General features: G+C 37.0%; 15 protein-coding genes. 4 read left to right on the forward strand and 11 right to left on the reverse strand.

Going from position 1 to position 19,812, the window contains the following annotated elements; translation table 11 throughout:
• Nucleotides 1-727: 727 nt before the first annotated feature.
• Complete coding sequence (locus EXIGUO8A_RS00955; protein ID WP_159301589.1) at nt 728-2,374, reverse strand: hypothetical protein; 1,647 nt, start codon at nt 2,372-2,374, stop codon at nt 728-730.
• A gap of 309 nt (nt 2,375-2,683) precedes the next feature.
• Complete coding sequence (locus EXIGUO8A_RS00960) at nt 2,684-3,730, reverse strand: family 16 glycosylhydrolase (RefSeq protein WP_159301590.1); 1,047 nt, start codon at nt 3,728-3,730, stop codon at nt 2,684-2,686.
• Nucleotides 3,731-4,021: 291 nt separating this feature from the next.
• Between EXIGUO8A_RS00960 and EXIGUO8A_RS00965 the strand changes: the two genes are divergently transcribed.
• The 3 genes from EXIGUO8A_RS00965 to EXIGUO8A_RS00975 are packed head-to-tail and all read left to right on the forward strand — an operon-like array spanning nt 4,022 to nt 6,746.
• Nucleotides 4,022-5,005, forward strand: a complete 984-nt coding sequence (locus EXIGUO8A_RS00965; RefSeq protein ID WP_159301591.1) for a TRAP transporter substrate-binding protein — start codon at nt 4,022-4,024, stop codon at nt 5,003-5,005.
• Nucleotides 5,002-5,472: a TRAP transporter small permease gene (locus EXIGUO8A_RS00970; protein ID WP_159301592.1), complete on the forward strand. Its 471-nt coding sequence runs from the start codon at nt 5,002-5,004 to the stop codon at nt 5,470-5,472. Before EXIGUO8A_RS00965 ends, EXIGUO8A_RS00970 begins: the two co-directional genes overlap by 4 nt.
• On the forward strand, nt 5,469-6,746 hold the full coding sequence (locus tag EXIGUO8A_RS00975; protein ID WP_159301593.1) for a TRAP transporter large permease: 1,278 nt from the start codon (nt 5,469-5,471) through the stop codon (nt 6,744-6,746). The genes EXIGUO8A_RS00970 and EXIGUO8A_RS00975 overlap by 4 nt, the downstream gene beginning before the upstream one ends.
• Here the strand turns inward: EXIGUO8A_RS00975 and EXIGUO8A_RS00980 are convergent.
• Genes EXIGUO8A_RS00980 through EXIGUO8A_RS01000 form a run of 5 tightly spaced genes read right to left on the reverse strand, consistent with a single transcriptional unit; the run spans nt 6,729 to nt 11,395 of the window.
• Nucleotides 6,729-7,538: an alpha/beta hydrolase gene (locus EXIGUO8A_RS00980; protein WP_159301594.1), complete on the reverse strand. Its 810-nt coding sequence runs from the start codon at nt 7,536-7,538 to the stop codon at nt 6,729-6,731. The genes EXIGUO8A_RS00975 and EXIGUO8A_RS00980 overlap by 18 nt on opposite strands.
• A 3-nt stretch (nt 7,539-7,541) precedes the next feature.
• Nucleotides 7,542-8,660, reverse strand: coding sequence for a Zn-dependent alcohol dehydrogenase (locus EXIGUO8A_RS00985; protein ID WP_159301595.1), 1,119 nt, complete (start codon nt 8,658-8,660; stop codon nt 7,542-7,544).
• A complete protein-coding gene (locus EXIGUO8A_RS00990) occupies nt 8,650-9,918 on the reverse strand; it encodes an NAD(P)/FAD-dependent oxidoreductase (protein ID WP_236564404.1) in 1,269 nt (422 codons plus the stop codon). The genes EXIGUO8A_RS00985 and EXIGUO8A_RS00990 overlap by 11 nt, the downstream gene beginning before the upstream one ends.
• A gap of 8 nt (nt 9,919-9,926) precedes the next feature.
• Entirely contained in the window at nt 9,927-10,235 is a 309-nt protein-coding gene (locus EXIGUO8A_RS00995; protein WP_159301596.1) for a 2Fe-2S iron-sulfur cluster-binding protein, read from the reverse strand.
• Between the two features lie 2 nt (nt 10,236-10,237).
• A complete protein-coding gene (locus EXIGUO8A_RS01000; RefSeq protein ID WP_159301597.1) occupies nt 10,238-11,395 on the reverse strand; it encodes a cytochrome P450 in 1,158 nt (385 codons plus the stop codon).
• A 197-nt stretch (nt 11,396-11,592) separates the two neighbouring features.
• Here EXIGUO8A_RS01000 and EXIGUO8A_RS01005 point away from each other — a divergent pair, with 197 nt between their 5' ends.
• Nucleotides 11,593-12,438 (forward strand): AraC family transcriptional regulator, encoded by an 846-nt coding sequence (locus tag EXIGUO8A_RS01005; RefSeq protein ID WP_159301598.1) that lies wholly within the window; start codon nt 11,593-11,595, stop codon nt 12,436-12,438.
• A 3-nt stretch (nt 12,439-12,441) separates the two neighbouring features.
• Here EXIGUO8A_RS01005 and EXIGUO8A_RS01010 read toward each other — a convergent pair whose 3' ends face one another.
• The 4 genes from EXIGUO8A_RS01010 to EXIGUO8A_RS01025 are packed head-to-tail and all read right to left on the reverse strand — an operon-like array spanning nt 12,442 to nt 19,744.
• A complete protein-coding gene (locus EXIGUO8A_RS01010; protein ID WP_159301599.1) occupies nt 12,442-13,833 on the reverse strand; it encodes a c-type cytochrome domain-containing protein in 1,392 nt (463 codons plus the stop codon).
• Nucleotides 13,834-13,847: 14 nt separating this feature from the next.
• Nucleotides 13,848-14,978: a twin-arginine translocation signal domain-containing protein gene (locus EXIGUO8A_RS01015; RefSeq protein ID WP_159301600.1), complete on the reverse strand. Its 1,131-nt coding sequence runs from the start codon at nt 14,976-14,978 to the stop codon at nt 13,848-13,850.
• A 10-nt stretch (nt 14,979-14,988) separates the two neighbouring features.
• Entirely contained in the window at nt 14,989-16,488 is a 1,500-nt protein-coding gene (locus tag EXIGUO8A_RS01020) for a DUF1501 domain-containing protein (protein WP_159301601.1), read from the reverse strand.
• A gap of 16 nt (nt 16,489-16,504) precedes the next feature.
• Nucleotides 16,505-19,744, reverse strand: a complete 3,240-nt coding sequence (locus tag EXIGUO8A_RS01025; protein ID WP_159301602.1) for a DUF1553 domain-containing protein — start codon at nt 19,742-19,744, stop codon at nt 16,505-16,507.
• Nucleotides 19,745-19,812 lie beyond the last annotated feature (68 nt).

The raw sequence follows: 19,812 nt of genomic DNA on the forward strand, positions 1-19,812 counted from the left end.
TTAAAATAGACACTCAACAAAAACTGGACATACAATTAATTCAACAAAACGATTCTTCTACGTTTTAACTCCGTAGCGGTAAACTACCTCTTTCACACACCTTTTCAAGCACCATATCAGCTAAGAGATACTACAAATGATCAATCCTATTAAAAAATCTGTTCAATTAATATTTAAGGTATATTACTATCAGCAACTCATTTTTTTCCTACCAATACAATCCATAATTATTAAATATATCCACTAGATAGAACATACAGTCCAGTTTTTGTTCAGGTGAGTTTTATTAACGTGATTTATATCCATATTCCAGAGACAAAATGGTTTAGACAATGACAGCCTAATTGACGCTATTTACCCAGAGACTTTTAATTCATTTTATCAAAAATCAAGCATAATATGAATTGCCAATATTATTGGATATTAAATATGACCAAGTTGAAGATCCTGAAAACATGTTCTACTATAATTATATAAGAATAGAAGATCAACCAAAACTACATTGAAGTAATGCTTAACAGCAAGACTAATAATTAGTTTCAATAAGAAAAAGTCTGACAATAATTTGAATTAATGCCATGAGATAATTTTGAGAGAACTTATTCCCAACCAAAGTCGGCTAATTTGATAAACAAATATAATAACCCCTTAAAACGCTTAAAGGTCTATGATTATAGACTACCGAAAACATCAACAATTAACATGTAGAAATTATCTCTAAATTCATTTATAACTGTGCTATAAAATCTTCAAGATTTTCCTTTCTTTCCAGTTTCAATTTTTTACGCAATCTATAACGGGTAGTATGTACAGATTCTACTGAAATACCTAACAGCCTAGCCATATCTTTACTGGAAAAATTCAATTTAATAAGAGCACAAACTTTATGGTCACTTTGAGTAAGATTAGGGTATTTTTTAGTTAATTTCTTATAAAATTTCTCATTAACTGCCGTAAATCTGAGTCTAAACTCCTCCCAATTATTATTGTTGTTTACAGATATGGTCCGTAACAATTTATTTATCTCAGATTGCTGTAGATTGTCTTTATTGGATTTTAATTTTTCTTTTAAGTCTTTTAAAAACTCGTCTTTCTCAACAAGCTGTAACACAGAAGCGGCTAGTTCTTTATTCTTCAATTCTAAAAGTTCGTTAGCTTTTTGTATTTCCAATTCTTTGTTTCGTCTAATCAGCTGTTTTTCTAACTTATGCTTATTACGAAGGTGCCTAAAAAAGAAAAATGCCAATATTAAAATAAAGACTATAGTGCCCAACAAAATTACACGCTGCAACATTGAAATTTTCTCTTCTTGTTTTAGCTTTTCAAATCGCTGTTGTTGTATTAAATCTAATTGCCGTTGTTTTTCAATTCTAAATTCATCCCGAATCTCTAACATGGATTTATTCTTAGAACTTCGACCATCAAAAAATAGTGCATCTAAATTCTTTGCTATTTTTAAATTCTCATATGCTTTTTGATAATTACCTTGCTTTACGTAATGTTCCGTTAAGCGTTCGTAAATAAGTGGTGTAAAATCAATATGCCGCTTATACTTTTCTGATGCATTTATAGCTTTTTCATAATATTTTACACTGTTATTCAAATCACCTATATTCTGTAAAACATCACCCCAATAAGTATAGAACAAAACCATATATGATGGTCTATTTTCTAGAAAATATGGTTCCAAATTTTTAAATAACTCCAATGCTTCTTCATTATGCCCTGTTTTAGATAAAATAAATGCCTTTTCAAAGTTCAATTGAGGCATAGGCAATTGATTCTTTACATCTTTATAATAAATTAAACAACTATCTAAATATTTACTTGCAAGTTTTGGCATATCAAACTCGCGATAGGTACTTACAAAAGCAAAGTAATTGAGGACCAAATAAGCGGGATCTGCATTGCCTTTCTTAACCATATTTTTTTTGATGTTCAATGCCTTGTTCAAATACTTTAGAGATTCCTTTTCTCTTTTATAAAAGCTATAAAACCTACCTAAACGCCATGCGATCAAGGCGTCTAAAGAATCATTCTTTACACGATCCGCTAAAAAAAGGGATTGCCAGAACACATCATAGGAATTTGCATACTCTGCTCTATGGCCGTAAACATCTGCCAACTGCATTAAAACATCAATTCCCTGTAAAGTATCTCCCTTTTGCAGCAAGGTTTCATGTCTTTTTCGAAGTTCCTTAATTAACTCTCCAGAATTCTCATATTTTTTCCCTTTTGAATCTAAAAAGAAATTCTTACCGCTTTCATTAATATCGTTGGCTCCTTGGGCAAGTACGACACTACTAAATAACCAGAATGTTCCAATTACAAAAGAAATAATATTTGAATATAAACTAGAAAAAAGATGTTTCAAAACTGTACAAATAGGAAGTTATTATACCTTTAAATATACAATAACTTATTGATTATATTTTTTTATAAAAAATGCTAGACAAACAGAATATTTTTTAAAATAAACCATATAAAAAGTAAATAATGGAGATACTTTTTTTCATAATATTTTGATTTTCAACATATTAATTCACGGAATATGATAAGCTATACATTTACTACCTAATTGGACAATATCATATACTAGACTTCAGTTGCAACAATAAAGAAAAACCAAAAAAAGAGCATGGTAACAACCCCATGCCCTTAACTCAATTAAATAAACTAACAACTATTTTTCCACTGGTTTGTATATTCTTATCCAGTCTACCTTCAGCGTATGGCCTTCAGTATCTGAAAGCTCATTATCCGTTGGTGTATATGTATCCGATTGATTTCCAGATGCTGGACTAGATCTCCAGTCCTGATCTTCCACATCTATAATAATATCCATTTCTTTACTTAATCCTGTACGTGTATCAGCACTGGTATCGCCTGGGTTCGTTGCATTTGTGTAAAACAAAGGATCAATTTGATCTTTACCAGATACGGTCCTAATCAACTCCCCGTCTATATAGTACTCCAAATGCCATGGGTCTCTCCAGTATACACCATAAGTATGGTAGTCCTCTCTCCATTTAATATTATCTTTCATAAACCATGATCCTGCATCTTTAGGCTGATAATCTTGAAATGGGTCCCTTATAAATACATGGTGACTAATATGCATTCTAACTTCATACCATGAATGGCTCGCTTGGGCACTTTCTGAATATGCTGCTCCATAAGCTTCCATTATATCTATTTCTTGTGTATCATCTGGACTTAACATCCAAATACCGTTGGCTAAAACGGAGTTCATGATTTTAGCTCTCGCCTCTACATAAACAGGATACTGAACCCTCGTTTTATTCGTAATGCAACCTGTACTTATTTTATCTGTACCTGCTTTTCTTTTCGCCGGTATTTGTAATAAACCATCGGCTACAAATGGGATATCCCTACTCCATTCGGTCAAGCCCGGTCCAGACCAATTATTATGGTAAAAGTCATCCCATTTATTAAAAAAGGCATCGCCTTTATTTCCTGCTGGTGCCTCATATTCAAAATCATCCGAAAAATCTTGAAATTTCCATTCCAATCCTGAACCTGGATCCGCAGGAACCGCCATTGTACTGTAATCTTCTTCTTTCTCTTCCTCTTTCTCCTCGCCTTCTTTTGGATCTGTATTGTCCACTTCTACATCAGGAGTTTCATTAACATCCGAACTAGAATTACAATTAGATGCTGTTAGCAAAAAAAGAAATAATGAAGACAGTATTAAAAATTTAAATTTCATGAGTGAGTTGATTTAAGCTTGGTTGAAAACCGATTTCAAGGTACAGTTATAAGAATAAAAACTTCAATTAAACAACTAGACAAAAACTGACATAGTCCTGAACATTTACTGATACCTATATTATTGAATTAGATGTACACAGACCTAATTACAGGACTTACCCCTTAAAAACAGCGCAATCCTGAAGAAAAAATATCTAGACCAATAAAATGAATGTAAAAATCCACAATGTAAAAACCATCAAAAAAATGTATTTTAAAGGTGAATTGCTCCAACTAAATCGACCATAAAATGTTCTTAAAAAGAATAGCACGCCTATTTCTGTCGTTCATGATAATCAGCTTAACGAGCTGTAATTATAACGATCAAGAACCCTATGTACTAAAAGCAAGCCTATTGGTTAATGAAGACCACTCTTGGCACAAAGCTTTTATTTTTTTTGGTGAACGATTAAAGGAAAAATCCAATGGACGATTAGTATTGGAAACTTTTCCTTCTGAGCAACTTGCCAAGGAAGTTGAGGCAATACGTATGATACAGGCCGGTGTATTAGATATGACCACCACTAGTTCCCTTCTTAGTAATTGGACAGAAATAATGACCTTTTGCGAGTTACCTTTTCTTTTAAAAACTCCTGATGATGTTGAAATTTTGATGCAAGGACCTTTAGGAAAGCGCATTTCACAAGAAATGGAAGAAAAAACCGGCTTAAAACCATTAGGATATTTTCAAGCAGGTGTTCGGCAATTAACTTCAAACAAACCGATAAGTCATCCTGATGATTTACAGGGTTTGATCTTACGAGTACCCAATGTTCCTTCTTTTGTGACCGCTTGGGATGCTTTGGGTGCCAAAACCACACCAATGGCATTTTCCGAAGTCTTTACCTCTTTACAACAAGGTACCATAGATGCTCAAGAAAATCCCCTGGCACTTATTAAGGTTTCCGGCTTTTATGAGGTTCAAAAATATGTGAACCTCACCAACCACGTAGTTAGTTGGACCTACCCGGTTATTGGCGAAAAATCATTTGAAAAACTACCTAGTGATTTGCAGGCTATCTTTTTAGAGGCTGCCGAGGAAATGATTGTCTATCATCAAAAGCTGTTTTTAGAAAATGAAAAAGAAATTAGAGCGGAACTAGAAGCTAAAGGAATGATTTTTATAGATGTCGATAATGCCGCTTTTATTGAAAAATGCGGAACCGCCATTTACGAAACACTTTCTCCTGAAATGCAAAAGATATATGACACCGTTAAAAAAGATTTACCATGATGACTTTCTTTAAATTGTTTAGAAAAGGAATGAAATGGGGAACCATCATCAGTACCTTACTTTTTATAGCTATTACACTAATTCAAATTTACGGACGCTTTTTTATGACAAAAGCACCATCTTGGACAGAGGAAGCTGCAAGAGTTGCGTTTATTTATGCCATTGCCTTCGCTGCTGGATTAGCCGTTAGGGGAACGTATTATGTAGATTTTGGATTTTTGGTCGAGAAGTTCAGTACCAGAACCCAAAATATGATCAAGTTTTTTATCTGGGCTGTGACCACAGTCTTTGTTTTAATATTTACCTACCACGCCATTGATTTTCTATTGATGGGAACCATAGAAAAATCTCCAAGTTTAAAGTATAGAATGGCAATATCCTTTTCAGGAATTGCCATTATGGGACTTTCTATACTGGTGCATTTGATTTATGAGAAACCTAAAAGCAATAAACCCTCTAAAATATGATTGCTATACTACTTATTGTATTTGTTATTTGCCTGTTAATGCGTTTTCCTATCGCTTTTTCATTGGGAATTTCATGTATGATTTTTTTAATCTGCAATGGTACAAACCTCATCATTATGCCCATGAAGATGTATTCTGGTATAGATGTTTTTGTTTTACTGAGCATACCCGGTTTCATTATTGCCGGTAATCTTATGAACCAAGGCGGCTTGACCTCTAAAATCATAAAATTCTGTAATCACCTTATTGGTCATGTGCCTGGCGGACTTGCTTTAGCAAACATTGGTTCTTCTATGCTGTTTGCAGGTATTTCCGGTACGGCAATTTCAGATACTGCCAGTATTGGTTCCGTAATGATACCAGCCATGAAAAAAGAAGGTTATGATGCCGATTTCGCTTGTGCGGTTACCGCATCTTCTTCTACTGTAGGACCAATAATTCCTCCAAGCGTACCCATGATAATTGCTGCTACGCTAAGCGGGCTTTCGGTTGGCAAGTTATTTTTAGCGGGAGCCTTACCAGGCTTATTATTGGGTGTTGCCATGTTGGTACTTACCTACTACATCGCCAAGAAAAGAAATTATCCCAAATACAAACGAAGTTCTTTTAAGCAAATATTTAAAGGGTTTATAGATACGTTTTGGTCGTTGTTAATGACGTTTATCATCCTTTTCGGAATCATTGGTGGGGTATTTACACCTACTGAAGCATCAATCATTGCAGTACTTTATGCCTTCTTAGTCGGTACTTTTGTGTATAAGCGACTTAACTTTAAAAAGACTATGGCTATTTTAATCGATGCCATGAAAACGTCCGCCAGCCTAATGGTCCTTATTGGCTTTGCCAACTTGTTTGGGTATATCCTAGTTTCGGAAAAAGTACCTCATGAGATTTCAAATATGATTTTGGGCTTTTCAGACAACAAATATGTTGTACTGCTACTCATTAACCTACTCCTAATTTTAGTGGGTACGTTTATGGAAACCATAGCGGCACTTTTAATACTATTCCCTATTTTATTAAAGGTGGCTTTAAGTGTAGATATAGACCCTATTCATTTTGCTATTATCGCATTACTCAATTTAATTATCGGGTTGACCACACCTCCATTGGGGGTATGTTTATTTGTAGCGTCGGGTATAGGAAAAGTTCCTTTAGAAAAAGTAAGCAAAGCGAATTTGCCTTATTTAGGAATCAGCTTTTTAGTACTGATTTTAATCACCTTATTTCCACAAATAACACTGTTTTTACCAGACTTATTTATGGGCGATTGAGGCATTAAAAAACAGGTAGGTTTTACGTACATGTTCCTGCCAATACTCCCATTGATGCCCTCCACTAAACTCTGTGTATTCATGCGGTATTCCCAATTCGGTTAATTGTGCATGTAAATCTCTATTACCAATGATTAATTGATCTGCTTTGCCACAATCAAACCGTAATGGTGGCAGTTTAGTCTTGTTATCGGTAATAATATCTACTACGTTAGGTTGACTAGCATTTTCGGTATAATCACTTAAAGGTTCTTCTACAAAAAGTTCCATTTCTTCTAATTTAGTAATGGCACTGTGGGCAGAAACAGCACTAAACTTATCAGCATATTTTACGCCCAAACTTAAGGCTCCGTACCCTCCCATGGATAACCCACCAATACAAAGTTTACTTTTATCACCAGCTTCCGGAATGTTTTCTTGAATAGCCAATGGTACATCTTCAACAATCCATTTTGCAAAATCCTTGTTGTGATGTGGAAAATAAGCGGAACCATCTCCCCATAATCCATCCGAAGGCATAGCTATAATTGCCGGTGCTATTTCTCCATTTTGCATCATTTCGTGTGCCGATTTATGCGCACCTCCTTTTAAGGCCCATGCCCATGCGCTACCATACACACCATGTAACAAAATATAAATAGGTAAATTCTTGAGTGGCTTTTCGCTTTTTGGAACAAATACGCAGATATCTCCCCTACCCTTTAAGTTTGGCGTTTTTACCGTTAGAAATCTGAGTCCGTCGAACTCAAAATTTGCATCCGAAAGTTCTATGGTTTTAAATGATCCTTGCATAGTTTATTTAAAAACAATTACACCTTTTGCGTTTTTCCCTTTCAACATATCATCAAAGGCTTCATCAAGTTGGTGCATTTCATATTCTTTGGTAATCATTTCATCCAACAATAAATCGCCCTTTTTATATAAGCCCATTATTTTAGGAAAATCTATCTGTGGTCGGCATTTGCCATAAAGTGGATTCATATAAATCTTATCCCACTCGAATAAACGCATGTCAATGGTAATTTCTTCTTCAATACCACTTACTTGAACTGCCGTACCGGCATTGCGCACCATGGCTAAAGGGGCTGCACCAAGTGCGGGAATAGCAGTACACTCAAAGGCATAATCTGCCAATTTATTACCAAGTAGTTTTTTTACTTCGGATGCTGCATTTAGCAATCCTTCATCGTCTTTTTGGACTAGAATAATATCTGTAGCTCCAAACTTTTTAGCCATTTCCAGTTTATTAGGATTGATGTCTATCGCAATAATCCTATTGGCTCCTGAAATTTTACAAGCATTGATCACATTTAAGCCAACACCACCACAACCCAAAATTACGGCCGTACTACCAGCATCTAATTTTGCAGCATTTACCACGGAGCCGTAACCCGTCATGACCCCACAACTAACTATAGCGGCAGCTGAAAAATTCAATGCTGCAGCTTCCACCTTTACCAAGGCAGAGGCTTTCACTAAAACATATTCACTTAAACAACCTAAATTAAATGAGCGCTCTATAGCCTTGCCTTTCCATTTGGTACTTTCTAGGTTTGCATGCCCAGGAGTATGTCCGTTACCACCGGCCACAACGGGAGAATTATTATCACAAATATGCTGATTACCTTCTTGACATTGAAAACAATGCATACACGGTGTCGCCCAATTCAATATGACTTGATCTCCTGCTTTAAATTCTAAATTTCCATTGCCTACTTTTTCTACTATACCTGCACCTTCATGCCCCATAACAATAGGCTTGCCCCAAGAAAGAGAATCGTAGTCCGTATGACAGAGTCCGGCAGCTTTCATTTTTACCATAACCTCATCGTTCTTAGGCTCATCAATGGTTATGGTATCTATACTAAACTTTCCATCACCTGTGGCAATAGCTGCTTTTACATTAATGGGCATTTGTTTCGGTTTTTATTAGATTATTAGGTTTGAAAGGAATTGTATGATCAGCGATTTTAATTGGGTCCAACAGAGTATTATTTTTTATAAACTTACCTCCTAATACAAAAGCTTTCCCATTATTAACGGCATCAACCGCAATCAAGTCATCATTCTTAAAATACCAAATAGAAAAACAATTTTCCTTATCAGCCTCTGTACGAACAATCAAATTCGTATATCCTTTTGATAAACCTATCATCTGTAATTTTACGTGAAACTGATCTGACCAAAACCAAGGTATAGCACTATACTGCTGCGCTTCTCCAACCACATTTGCCACAACTATTTTTGCTTGGTCAACGGCATTTTGTACACTTTCCAACCGTATCCATGCTTCATATCTCGGATGATAAAATTGTGTAACATCGCCTATGGCATAGACATCTTTCACTGAGGTCTGTAAATTTGTATCTACCTTAATGCCGTTATCAATTTCAGCACCTATTTCTTCCGCTAAAAGCGTATTTGGTTTTACGCCAGTACCTACAATTAAAACATCTGCAGAATATATCTTGCCATTACTACATTTAATTTCTATTGAAGTTTCCTTTTCCTCTATTTTAACAACAGATGTACCCGTGTAAATTTTCACTCCATTATCCGTATGTAATTCTTGAAAATAATTGGCTAATTCCAAAGGAGCTACGCGTGCAAGAATACGTTCTTCACGTTCTAGAACAATAATATCACCACCCATTTTCTTTAAAGAAGCTGCGGTTTCCAGCCCAATATAACCACCACCAATAATTACAACTTCTTTATTGGCACTTGTCTTAAAATCTTGTCGTATTTGCAAAGCATCAGCCGCATTTCGTAATACCCTTACTTTTTCACAGGCTGATATTCCTTCAATCGGTGGAATTATAGCCGAGGCACCTGTAGCCAATACAAGCTTATCGTAGTCTAAAATTTCTCCTGAACTTAAGATTACCGACATCTGCTTCTCATCAACCTTAATAACTCCAACACCTAATTTTAAGGTGATGTTTTCTTCTAGATATCTCTCTTTAGCAAATAACGGTTTAAAGCTAGAAGTTTCTACATCTTCTATGGATAAATAGTCTTTGGACAGTGGTGGTCTATGGTAGGGCAAATACTCATCGGCATCAACTAAATAAATAGCACCCAACCAACCTTGTTTTCGAAGTTCAAGAGCACAATTGGCACCAGCATGACTTGCCCCAATAATTACGCAATTTAAATTTGTAGTATCCACAAGTATATTTAGTTAGCCACATTTACGGTTATACCATCAATGGCTTCAGAAATAGGTATCTGGCAGCATAATCGGCTATATTCGGTTACGTTGTCATCATACTCTAACATGTCCGACTCTATTTCTGTCGGTGTTTCTAATTTTTGATAAAATGCTGGTGCTACATGTACATGACAGGTAGCACAGGAACATACGCCTCCACAGTCGCCATCAATTCCGGCTACCTTATGCTTCACCGCCAGCTCCATTAAACTACCGGTACTTGCTTCTAGTTGAATCTCTTCTCCTGCTTTGGTGATATACGTTATCTTTGCCATCTTTATTTTGCGTTTAGTTTTATAGTTAGTTCATTAAAGCCCACCTTACGTTTATGAGCTCCCCAATCTTCAATATTTTCTGCGGCATTAATTATTTCAATAGTACTTACCTTTTCAGTAAATACTCGTAAAAACACCTTCATCAATTGCCTTGCATGTGTAGCCCCCAAGCATTTATGGGCACCAAAACCGAATGCTACATGCGGATTCATTTTGCGATCTAAAACAATCTCGTTCGGATTTTCAAATACACTTTCATCTCTATTGGCAGATGCCCAACATAAGGATACACGGGTATCTTCTTTTGCAACATGCCCGCTAATTTCTTTCTCTTCTTTTACCACTCTGCCCATATGCGTCAACGGAGAAAAATAGCGTACAAATTCTTCTATTGCCGTATTCACTAATGCGGGATTATCATTTAATTTCTCAATAGCTTCTGGATGTTCTCCTAAATAGGCTATGGTATTGGTCAAATAATTAATAACCGTGTCTCTGCCCCCAGCAAAAGTTAAAATAAGTACCCCTTTCACCTCCTCTTTGGTCATTTTACGACCTTGATATTCTGAGTTCAGTAAAACGGAATACAAACTATCATTAGGTACTGCAATGACCTTATCTATTTCCGCATCTATATAATCATATAAAATAGAAGCTTTATCTGCATCTAAATCAGAATCTTCACTTCTAAACACATGCGTTCCCCAAGAAATCCAAGTTTCCGCTTCTGTTAAAGGTATGTTCAGCAATAAGGTCAATGCTTTTGATTGTATGGGTAACGACAATTCTGAAATGGCTTCTATACTTCCTTTTTGCAGTACACGTTCGATCTCTGCCTCAACAATCTGTGTTAGTTTATTTTCATAATCGGGATCTAGAGGGCGTTTGAACCAATCTTCTACCAAGGCACGATATTCTGTATGCTCAGGCGGATCTACTTCAAACGGAATTTGCCTAGTATCTCTAATATTTACTTCTGATGGAACTACAATTCTGCCTGGCTTTGCAGCAGAACTAAAACCTTTGGTATTATGTGCCGTTTTCCTAACATCTTTAAAGCGTAACAACATGGTTACCGGGTCGTTTTGGTCATTAAAAGGACATGTTCCCTTAGCTTCCCTTGTATCTTTAAATGCATCGGAAAAATTGCTTGCGCTCATTTAGGTCTCAAATTTTAAATATTTACAACTAATAAAGACCATCTTTTATTAATTCATTAAAATTACACTGGTCTTACTACAAAAATCTTAAATAATTAGACTTCTGCTATAGTCTATATTTGCAATTAATTAATCTATATTATCATTATTTTAAAATAAATTGACATATATTGATATAATAGTGAACATTAACGCCTATGAAGCCACAGTTAGAAGCCATACCTTTTTCAGAGAATAGCAATATTTTGGCATACAAATATGTGGACAGCCATTTTGATGCACCTTGGCATGTACACCCACAATGCGAATTAACATATATCGAAAAGAGTAAAGGCACTAAATTTATTGGTGATTATGTAAGTAGCTATGAACCGGGTGAATTGGTACTTTTAAATTCTAACTTACCCCATTGTTGGAAAAATGAGAGTTCTGCTGATGCTGAAAGCGTATCCATAGTAATTCAATGGAATAAGGAAATATTCACTCCAATTTCAGAGTTGGATGCCCTACATCATATGATGCAACAAGCAAGTAGAGGTATTTTATTTAATGAAGTTGCTACAGCTTCCATATTATCAAACCTAAAATCATTGCCCAATCTCAAAAGTGCAGAACAGTATTTAGTTTTATTATCCATTTTACTGGATCTCTCCAAGGCTGATTTCACCACTTTATCAAATGCAAAATTCACCAAAGAACTACCGTGGGAACATAATAATAGAATGGCTATTATTCATGATTTTGTCTCTGCTAATTACCACACAGCTATAACTTTACAACAGGTTGCTGCTATGGTCAACCTTTCGCAGCAGGCATTCTCCCGGTTTTTCAAAAAAATGATGGGCAGATCGTTTTTCGTTTACCTCAACGAATACCGCATAAATTTAGCTGCAAAAATGCTGATTGATACCGACATGACCGTTGCGGACATCGCCTACAAAAGCGGATTTGAAACCCTGCCGTTTTTCTTCAAAAAATTTAAACTACAATACGATACTACTCCCAATTTATATAGAAAACAACACACCGTCAAAAGCGTATAAAATTTACACCCCAGAAATAATTTCCAGTTTGGAGTTTTCCAATAATTGTTCGACCGCATCGGCACTTACTTGTGTTTGCCAGATATATACCTTTTTTAAGTTTGGCATTTCTTTTAGTACTGGCAACACATTGTTAGTTACATTGGTCTTATAAACGTTCAATGATTCTAAACTATTTAAAGACGCCAAAGGTTGTATGGCGGCATCTGTAATACTCGTATTATCCAGAACCAATTTTCTAAGATTTGTAAAACCTGAAATTTGTACCATTATGGCATCAGACAATTCATTTCCTCCAAAATCCGCCCATAATATTTGGTCTTTTATTGGAGTTAATGACTGAAAGTGTTCTTCCCATTCACTCATATTCGATGCATTAATCTTATTATCATCTAAGGTAATCTCTACTAGACCAGAGCCATCTTTAAGCTCTCTCACCTTAAAACCTGCTTCCGTAATAGTATTTACAACATCCATATTTAAAGGATTAGCCGTTGGCAATAATTCCGAAGAACCTTGCCCAACACCCGCAGCTGCAAAACCTAAAGTCGATGCTGCATATGCCAATACATCTTCAGGAACTTCTGTTGCACCTAAAGTCGCTACTTCATTTGCTTGCCCATGTTCTATCCAAAATTTGATTAAGGCACTTTCTTGTTCCGTAAGGGGTGTTTTACCTTCAGGCGGCATTACGTCATCATGATTTTCCGGCAGGGTAATTCTTCGAATCAACTCTGAGCCTTCAACATCGCCCGCCGTGAAGATGGCACCGCCGTCTCCACCTAAAGCCATGGCTTCAAAAGTATGCATTGCCAAACCGCCTTTCTTTTTAGATTCATTATGGCAGCTAACGCATTTTGCCTCAAATACCGGCTTTACCAAATATGGGTAAACGGTAGCATCATCTAATTTTGCCAATTGGGGCAAAGGCTCTTCTTTTTCCCTAAATGGTGCATATTTTACCAGATAATCTTCCCCGTGGGTTAAATTTCCTCCATAATGTCCCGTTACACTTAATAGAATCACCATTACGGTCAACAAGGCTAAATTTGGTTTAGCTTTTTGTAAGATGGCAATCTTAAGTACACCCGATTTTAATGCCCAAGCAAAAAACGCAAGAAGTGTTGTGCCAATACCAAACCAAAAGTGCCCGTTCAGCATATCTTCGTCATAACCGCCACTTTGCGATAACATATAACCCAAAATACAAGCAACCGTACCAGAAATAGCACCGAATAAAAGCGCCAAAGGTACTGCAGCGTTCAGATGCTTCATTTTAGTAAAATTATCTGCCAATTCTAAAATTAAGGCAAACATTAAAAACCCTATAGGCAAATGCACCACTAATGGGTGAAACCTACCTAAGAACAAAACAAAATCCGATACTTCTTGCATACTACTTTTTGATATTAAACACGCTCTAATTTATAGGGAGCGGAATGGTTTGCATTCCATTGGCAGATGTATAAATTTTTATCTTCATCTACACATACATCATGACCATGTAAAATAGGTTTTTCATCTAACTGATAGCTCTTTTGTAATATTCCATTTTTATATGCTGGCTCTGTACCACCAGGATTAGATACTACCTTATCCCCTTCCATTACGGTCACAAACCCAGTATGATCTTTCCAATTTGTTTTACCAACTTTAGGCTGAGACCAACAAACACCCGCATATAAATTATCGTCATCAAAAACCGCTCTACATACCTGCATGTTAGGCATTTCTACCGTTTTAACATACTTGCCGTCTAAGGTGTAGTATTTAAAACATTCTTGTGATCTTGATGTTACCACTACCATTGGGTTGCCCTTTTCCCTATAATCTATTGCTACCCCATGGGCACTCACCAATTTGTAGTTAGGATCAGGGTTCTCGGTTCCGCCCCAATGGCGAATGTACCTTCCATTACTATCATATTGAATAATTCTACTTTCCCCATAACCATCGGCTACATATATATCTCCGTTAGGTCCAATGGCGGTTTCCGTTGGACAAAAAGACTCTTCTGGTTTATACACGCCAATGGTCATTGGGTGACCAATATCAAACAACACCCTACCATCTACAGTAGTCTTGGCTACGCGACCATTATGTTTTATCATTTGATTACCCTTACCCAAAGCCCAACCAGAATCGGTAATATAGAGCATATCTTCCCCTCCTTCATCATGTAAAGTCAATCCGTGACCTCCTTGGTAGGCTGTACCCCAATAATCCAGTAATTTCCCAGATTTATCAAAAATCAAAATGTTGTTCTGCGGATGATCGCCTACCATGATCAACCTTCCTTTGCTGTCCATAACCATTTCATGGCAGTTCAACAGGGGAAGCCTGGTAGCACTTATTTGTGCCCAATTTTTAGTGAGCTTATACTTATAATCGCCATGACCTAAAATGGTTTCCGTCTCGTTCAGTAAACGATCTGAATTCTTTTTACCACCAATTACCGTTGCTCCAAATGCCGTTGAAGTGGTTGCTAGCGCCGTAGTTGCCAATCCGGTAGTTTTTATAAAATTTCGTCTTGTGGACATCTTTAATATGTTAGGTTAAAATATCTTTGACCACATGGCCGTGCACATCTGTTAATCTAAATCTTCTTCCTTGATGTTTAAAGGTTAAACGTTCGTGATCTACACCGAACAAATGCAATAAAGTAGCATGAAAATCGTGCACATGCACCGGATTTTCGGTTACATTGTAGCTAAAATCATCAGTTTCTCCATAGGTCATTCCCTTTTTTACTCCGGCTCCCGCCATCCACATGGTAAATGCTTTTGGATGGTGATCTCTACCGTAATTGGTATCGGTTAATTGCCCCTGAGAATATACCGTTCTACCGAATTCTCCACCCCAAACAACTAAGGTATCTTCTAACATACCTCTTTGTTTTAAATCTTGAAGCAACGCTGCAGTACCTTGGTCTGTTTGCTTACATTTATTTCTTACTCCGCCGGGACATGCAATATGTTGATCCCATCCTTGGTGGTACAATTGCACAAACTTCACACCTTTTTCCAATAGTTTTCTCGCCATAAGACAGTTGGCTGCGTACGTACCCGGATCACGGCTATCTTTACCGTACATATCAAAAATATGATCTGGCTCATCTGACAGGTCGGTTACTTCCGGTACCGATGTCTGCATTCTAAAAGCCATTTCGTACTGCTTCATACGTGCTAAAATTTCTGGGTCTCCGTAAGCATCGTTCTGCACGCCATTTAGTTTACTTAAATAATCTAACATGGTTCTACGATCATTACCATCGTAATTCTCGGGGTCACTTAAATACAAAACCGGGTCTTTACCTGATCTAAATTGCACGCCTTGGTGTTCTGTTGGTAAAAATCCGTTACCCCATAGACGGGAGTATAAAGGTTGCCCTCCTTGACCTTTGGTAACCAGTGTAATAAAGGTTGGCAGGTTTTCATTATCACTACCCAAACCATAGCTTAACCATGAACCAATGGATGGTCTACCCGGCAATTGATTACCGGTTTGCATAAATGTGATGGCCGGATCATGATTTATTTGATCGGTCTGCATCGATTTAATGATACAGATGTCATCTACAACTTTTGATGTATGCGGCATTAATTCACTCACCCAAGAACCCGATTCTCCATATTGCTTAAAATCCATTATGGACGGTGCTATAGGAAATGAAGATTGCTGGGCACTCATACCTGTTAATCGCTGTCCTTGCCTTACCGATGGTGGTAAATCTTGCCCAAACATGTCTTTAAGTTTTGGCTTATAATCGAACATATCCAATTGCGAAGGTCCTCCACTTTGAAATAGGTAAACTATTCTTTTAGCCTTAGGTAGGTGATGCGGAAGTCCTAATTTGTTCTTTACAAAATTTTGTACAGCATCTGGTCCCGTAGGGTTACTAAATGCTTTTTCGGCTTTTAGCAAAGACCCAAAAGCAAGTGCTCCAATTCCTAAGGACGTTTTTGTTAAAAAATTCCTTCTGTCCCACTGCTTCTCTACTTCCTGTAAATCTTTATTATCCGATCTTAACGTATCATGTCCACTACACATAGGAATATATTTTTTGTTATCTTTTTGTAATTGTTGCGTCTAGGTTCATAATGGTACTTGCTACTACTGCATTTGCAGCTACCATTGCCTTATCGCTACTATTTTCCACTCTAAACTCGCCCGTATTTAACCAACCCAATGTTTTGGCTTCATTGGTCTTGAATTTTTCATATTCGTTCTGTCTCAATTCTACCAAGAGATCTAATTCTTCGTTTTTGGCATTTCTTCCGGTCAATCGAAGAAAAGCATCTTTAATCCCTTGTTCTGGGTCTTTATAGACCATCATATTTTTACCGATTACCCGTGATGCTTCTATATAAGTTGGGTCGTTCAATAATACCAATGCTTGTAAAGGCGTATTGGTTTTTTGTCTTCTCGTAACGCATAAAGATCTATCGGGGGCGTCAAACGTAGCAATGGTAGGATGAGGTACAGAGCGTTTCCACACCGTATACATACTTCTTCTGTACAATTTTTCACCGGTATCGGGTACATATTCCGATCCGTTCAATTTCCATAATCCTGCCGGTTGATAGGGGTTTACACTTGGTCCGCCCACGGTATCATTCAATAAGCCCGATGCTACCAATGCATTATCACGTAACATTTCACCTGTTAACCTCTTTGCCGGTCCTCTTGCCAAAAGCCTGTTTTCGATATCAAGCTCCATCAACTCATCTGATGTTAACGAAGATTGTCTATAGGTAGCCGACATGACCATTTTCTTGTGAAGGGCACGAACATCCCATTCGCTTTCTATGAAATCCACTGCCAGCCAGTCCAATAGTTTAGGGTGACTTGGCAATTCACCTTGATTTCCAAAATCCTCAACCGTTTTTACGATACCTACTCCAAACAATTTTGCCCAATATCTATTTACCGCTACCCGTGCCGTTAACGGATTCTCTTTTTGGGTTATCCATTTGGCGAGACCCAATCTATTCTTTGGCAAACTATCTGCAAATGGCAATACAGCTTCTGGAGTGTTCGGATATACCCTTTCTCCATAAGCATCATACTGCCCTCTTTCTAGAATAAAAGTTTCACGTGGTTCTGGCATTTCTTTCATCACCATAATTTCCTTAACCTTTTCAGTACTATCATTTTGTACCGAGCGCACCTCTTTCAAAGCCGCTAAAGAAGCTTGATATTCCTTAGAGTTTTTGTTAAAGTAAAACGCGGTTAACGCTTCTATCTCTTTGCTTGTTAAACTACCTGGCTCTTTATCAATAATTTCTTGAAATTCTTTTTGGTTCGCTATTTGCTTTATTTCCAATGGAGAAAGTTCTTTGCCAAATACCAACAAATCATCTACCGTGGCACCACCTATTCCTTTACCGCGCCAACGTGCCCCCACTTTTAAACCTGGTTCTTGCGGACCTTTATAAATAATGTCCCTATAATTATTAAAGATGATGTCTTTGTACAGATTGTCATGTACAATTTTAGTCTTCATTTCAGCACCATCTAAAAACACCTTAAAGCCTTTTGCTTTACTAGAACCATCGTAAGTCATGGTCAACTGTACCCATTTGTTTTTAGGAATATCGTCTATACTTTCTTCAACTATGGCATTATCCGGCCATACGTGTGCCATTAAAATTTCAACCTTATTATCCTTTATATTTAAATGATAACCACGGTAACTGTGCAAGCGCGTGCCCAACATTTTATGAAAAATAACGCCTTCCTTCAAATCGGACGGAACAAACACACGAATACCGATACTAAAGGGTTCATGGCGTTGAAAGATGCCTTGATCATCAAGATCTAACCAAACATCACCATCCATTTTAAGTCCTTTACCAGTAAAGCCATCTACATAATTCGGTTTTTCATTTCTGGTAAAGTTGGTACGCATTTCCCCTTTTTTAGCAGGATTTACTTTATTGTACAAGCGACCGTCATTAAAGTCATAATCTACTAAAAGCGCACTTGGCTTCTTGCTGGCAGATAAGTTTTTATATCCTTTTGAGGCTATCCATCTTTCTGCGGATGGTTTTTCTTTTGCCTCCGTCTTTTTTACGACCGCCTCCTTATCCTCTACCAAATTATTGACATAGTTTAAAAATTGCTCTTCCTCTTCTGTAGGAAGCATTAAGGTAGGTACAGGCATTGAAAAATCCCAAGGAATTTGCCCTGTCTCATTCACATTATTAAAGAAGCTATATAATTCGTAGTAATTTTTTTGTGAAATGGGGTCATACTTATGATCATGACATTTAGCACATGCCACTGTTAACCCCAATAACCCTTGCCCAGTTACATTTGCGCGATCGGATACATACTCTGACCTAAATTCTTCATCTACAATACCACCCTCTAAATTTTGTGGGTGAAGCCTATTGAATGTGGTAGCTAAAATTTGCTCTTTGGTAGCATTTTCAAGCATATCTCCTGCCAATTGCCACTCTATAAATTGGTCGTACGGCATGTTATCGTTGAAAGCTTTTATGACCCAATCTCTCCAAACCGAAATATCTCTATAGCGATCAACGGTATAACCATGGGTGTCTGCATAACGCGCCAAATCCATCCAATCCAGAGCCATATGTTCACCGTAATGCTTTGATGCCAATAAAGAATCTACCTCTTGTTCATAGGCATTTTCATCTGTGTTATTTACAAAACGATGTATTGCCTCAGGGGTTGGCGGCAAACCTGTTAAATCAAAAGAAACCCTACGTAACAATGTCTCCTTATCGGCTTCCTCAGATGCCTCTAAGTCTTGAGCTTCTAGTTTTGCCAAAACAAAATTATCTATGGCATTTACCACTTTACCATTTTTAGGCTGTGGCAATTTTGCTTTTTTAGGAGGTAAAAATGCCCAATGATCTTTATATTCTGCACCATCTTCAATCCACTTTGTAAGCAATGCCTTTTCTCTATCGGATAAAGTTAAGTGCGAGTTTGGCGATGGCATAACAACATTTGGATCATCGCTCATTATACGATGAAAAAGTTCACTTTTTTCAGGTTTTCCAGGTACAATAGCAAATTTACCCGGCGATTCCGGCAATTCTGAATATGCCAATTCAGCTTCGTGCAATTGCAGACCAGCTTCTATCTTGCCCTTATCTGGACCGTGACATAAATAACACTTGTCTGATAAAATAGGTTTTATATCTTGATTAAAATCTAATTTCTCTGGCAAGCCCTCATACTCCATTGCTACGGGTTCTGGCATATCCGGACCCCCACATGCCGTTACCAACAATATCCAAAATCCTAAAAAAATATGTTTTAAACTACGCATTTGCTCTATTTCGTTTTCTGTTTTTCAAATCTATTCTAATGTAAAGAGAAAAGCCATGTCCAAATAAG

The sequence above is a fragment of the Maribacter litoralis genome (assembly GCF_902506355.1).
GTDB classification, from domain to species: Bacteria; Bacteroidota; Bacteroidia; order Flavobacteriales; family Flavobacteriaceae; genus Maribacter; species Maribacter litoralis.

Bases quoted from the DNA above. Each gene is read 5' to 3' on its own strand.
- EXIGUO8A_RS01020 (WP_159301601.1), bottom strand. From the start codon at position 16,488: ATGTGTAGTGGACATGATACGTTAAGATCGGATAATAAAGATTTACAG.
- EXIGUO8A_RS01025 (WP_159301602.1), bottom strand. From the start codon at position 19,744: ATGCGTAGTTTAAAACATATTTTTTTAGGATTTTGGATATTGTTGGTA.
- EXIGUO8A_RS00970 (WP_159301592.1), top strand. From the start codon at position 5,002: ATGATGACTTTCTTTAAATTGTTTAGAAAAGGAATGAAATGGGGAACC.
- EXIGUO8A_RS01005 (WP_159301598.1), top strand. From the start codon at position 11,593: ATGAAGCCACAGTTAGAAGCCATACCTTTTTCAGAGAATAGCAATATT.
- EXIGUO8A_RS00985 (WP_159301595.1), bottom strand. From the start codon at position 8,660: ATGCCCATTAATGTAAAAGCAGCTATTGCCACAGGTGATGGAAAGTTT.
- EXIGUO8A_RS00995 (WP_159301596.1), bottom strand. From the start codon at position 10,235: ATGGCAAAGATAACGTATATCACCAAAGCAGGAGAAGAGATTCAACTA.
- EXIGUO8A_RS01000 (WP_159301597.1), bottom strand. From the start codon at position 11,395: ATGAGCGCAAGCAATTTTTCCGATGCATTTAAAGATACAAGGGAAGCT.
- EXIGUO8A_RS00975 (WP_159301593.1), top strand. From the start codon at position 5,469: ATGATTGCTATACTACTTATTGTATTTGTTATTTGCCTGTTAATGCGT.
- EXIGUO8A_RS00960 (WP_159301590.1), bottom strand. From the start codon at position 3,730: ATGAAATTTAAATTTTTAATACTGTCTTCATTATTTCTTTTTTTGCTA.
- EXIGUO8A_RS00965 (WP_159301591.1), top strand. From the start codon at position 4,022: ATGTTCTTAAAAAGAATAGCACGCCTATTTCTGTCGTTCATGATAATC.
- EXIGUO8A_RS01015 (WP_159301600.1), bottom strand. From the start codon at position 14,978: ATGTCCACAAGACGAAATTTTATAAAAACTACCGGATTGGCAACTACG.
- EXIGUO8A_RS01010 (WP_159301599.1), bottom strand. From the start codon at position 13,833: ATGCAAGAAGTATCGGATTTTGTTTTGTTCTTAGGTAGGTTTCACCCA.
- EXIGUO8A_RS00980 (WP_159301594.1), bottom strand. From the start codon at position 7,538: ATGCAAGGATCATTTAAAACCATAGAACTTTCGGATGCAAATTTTGAG.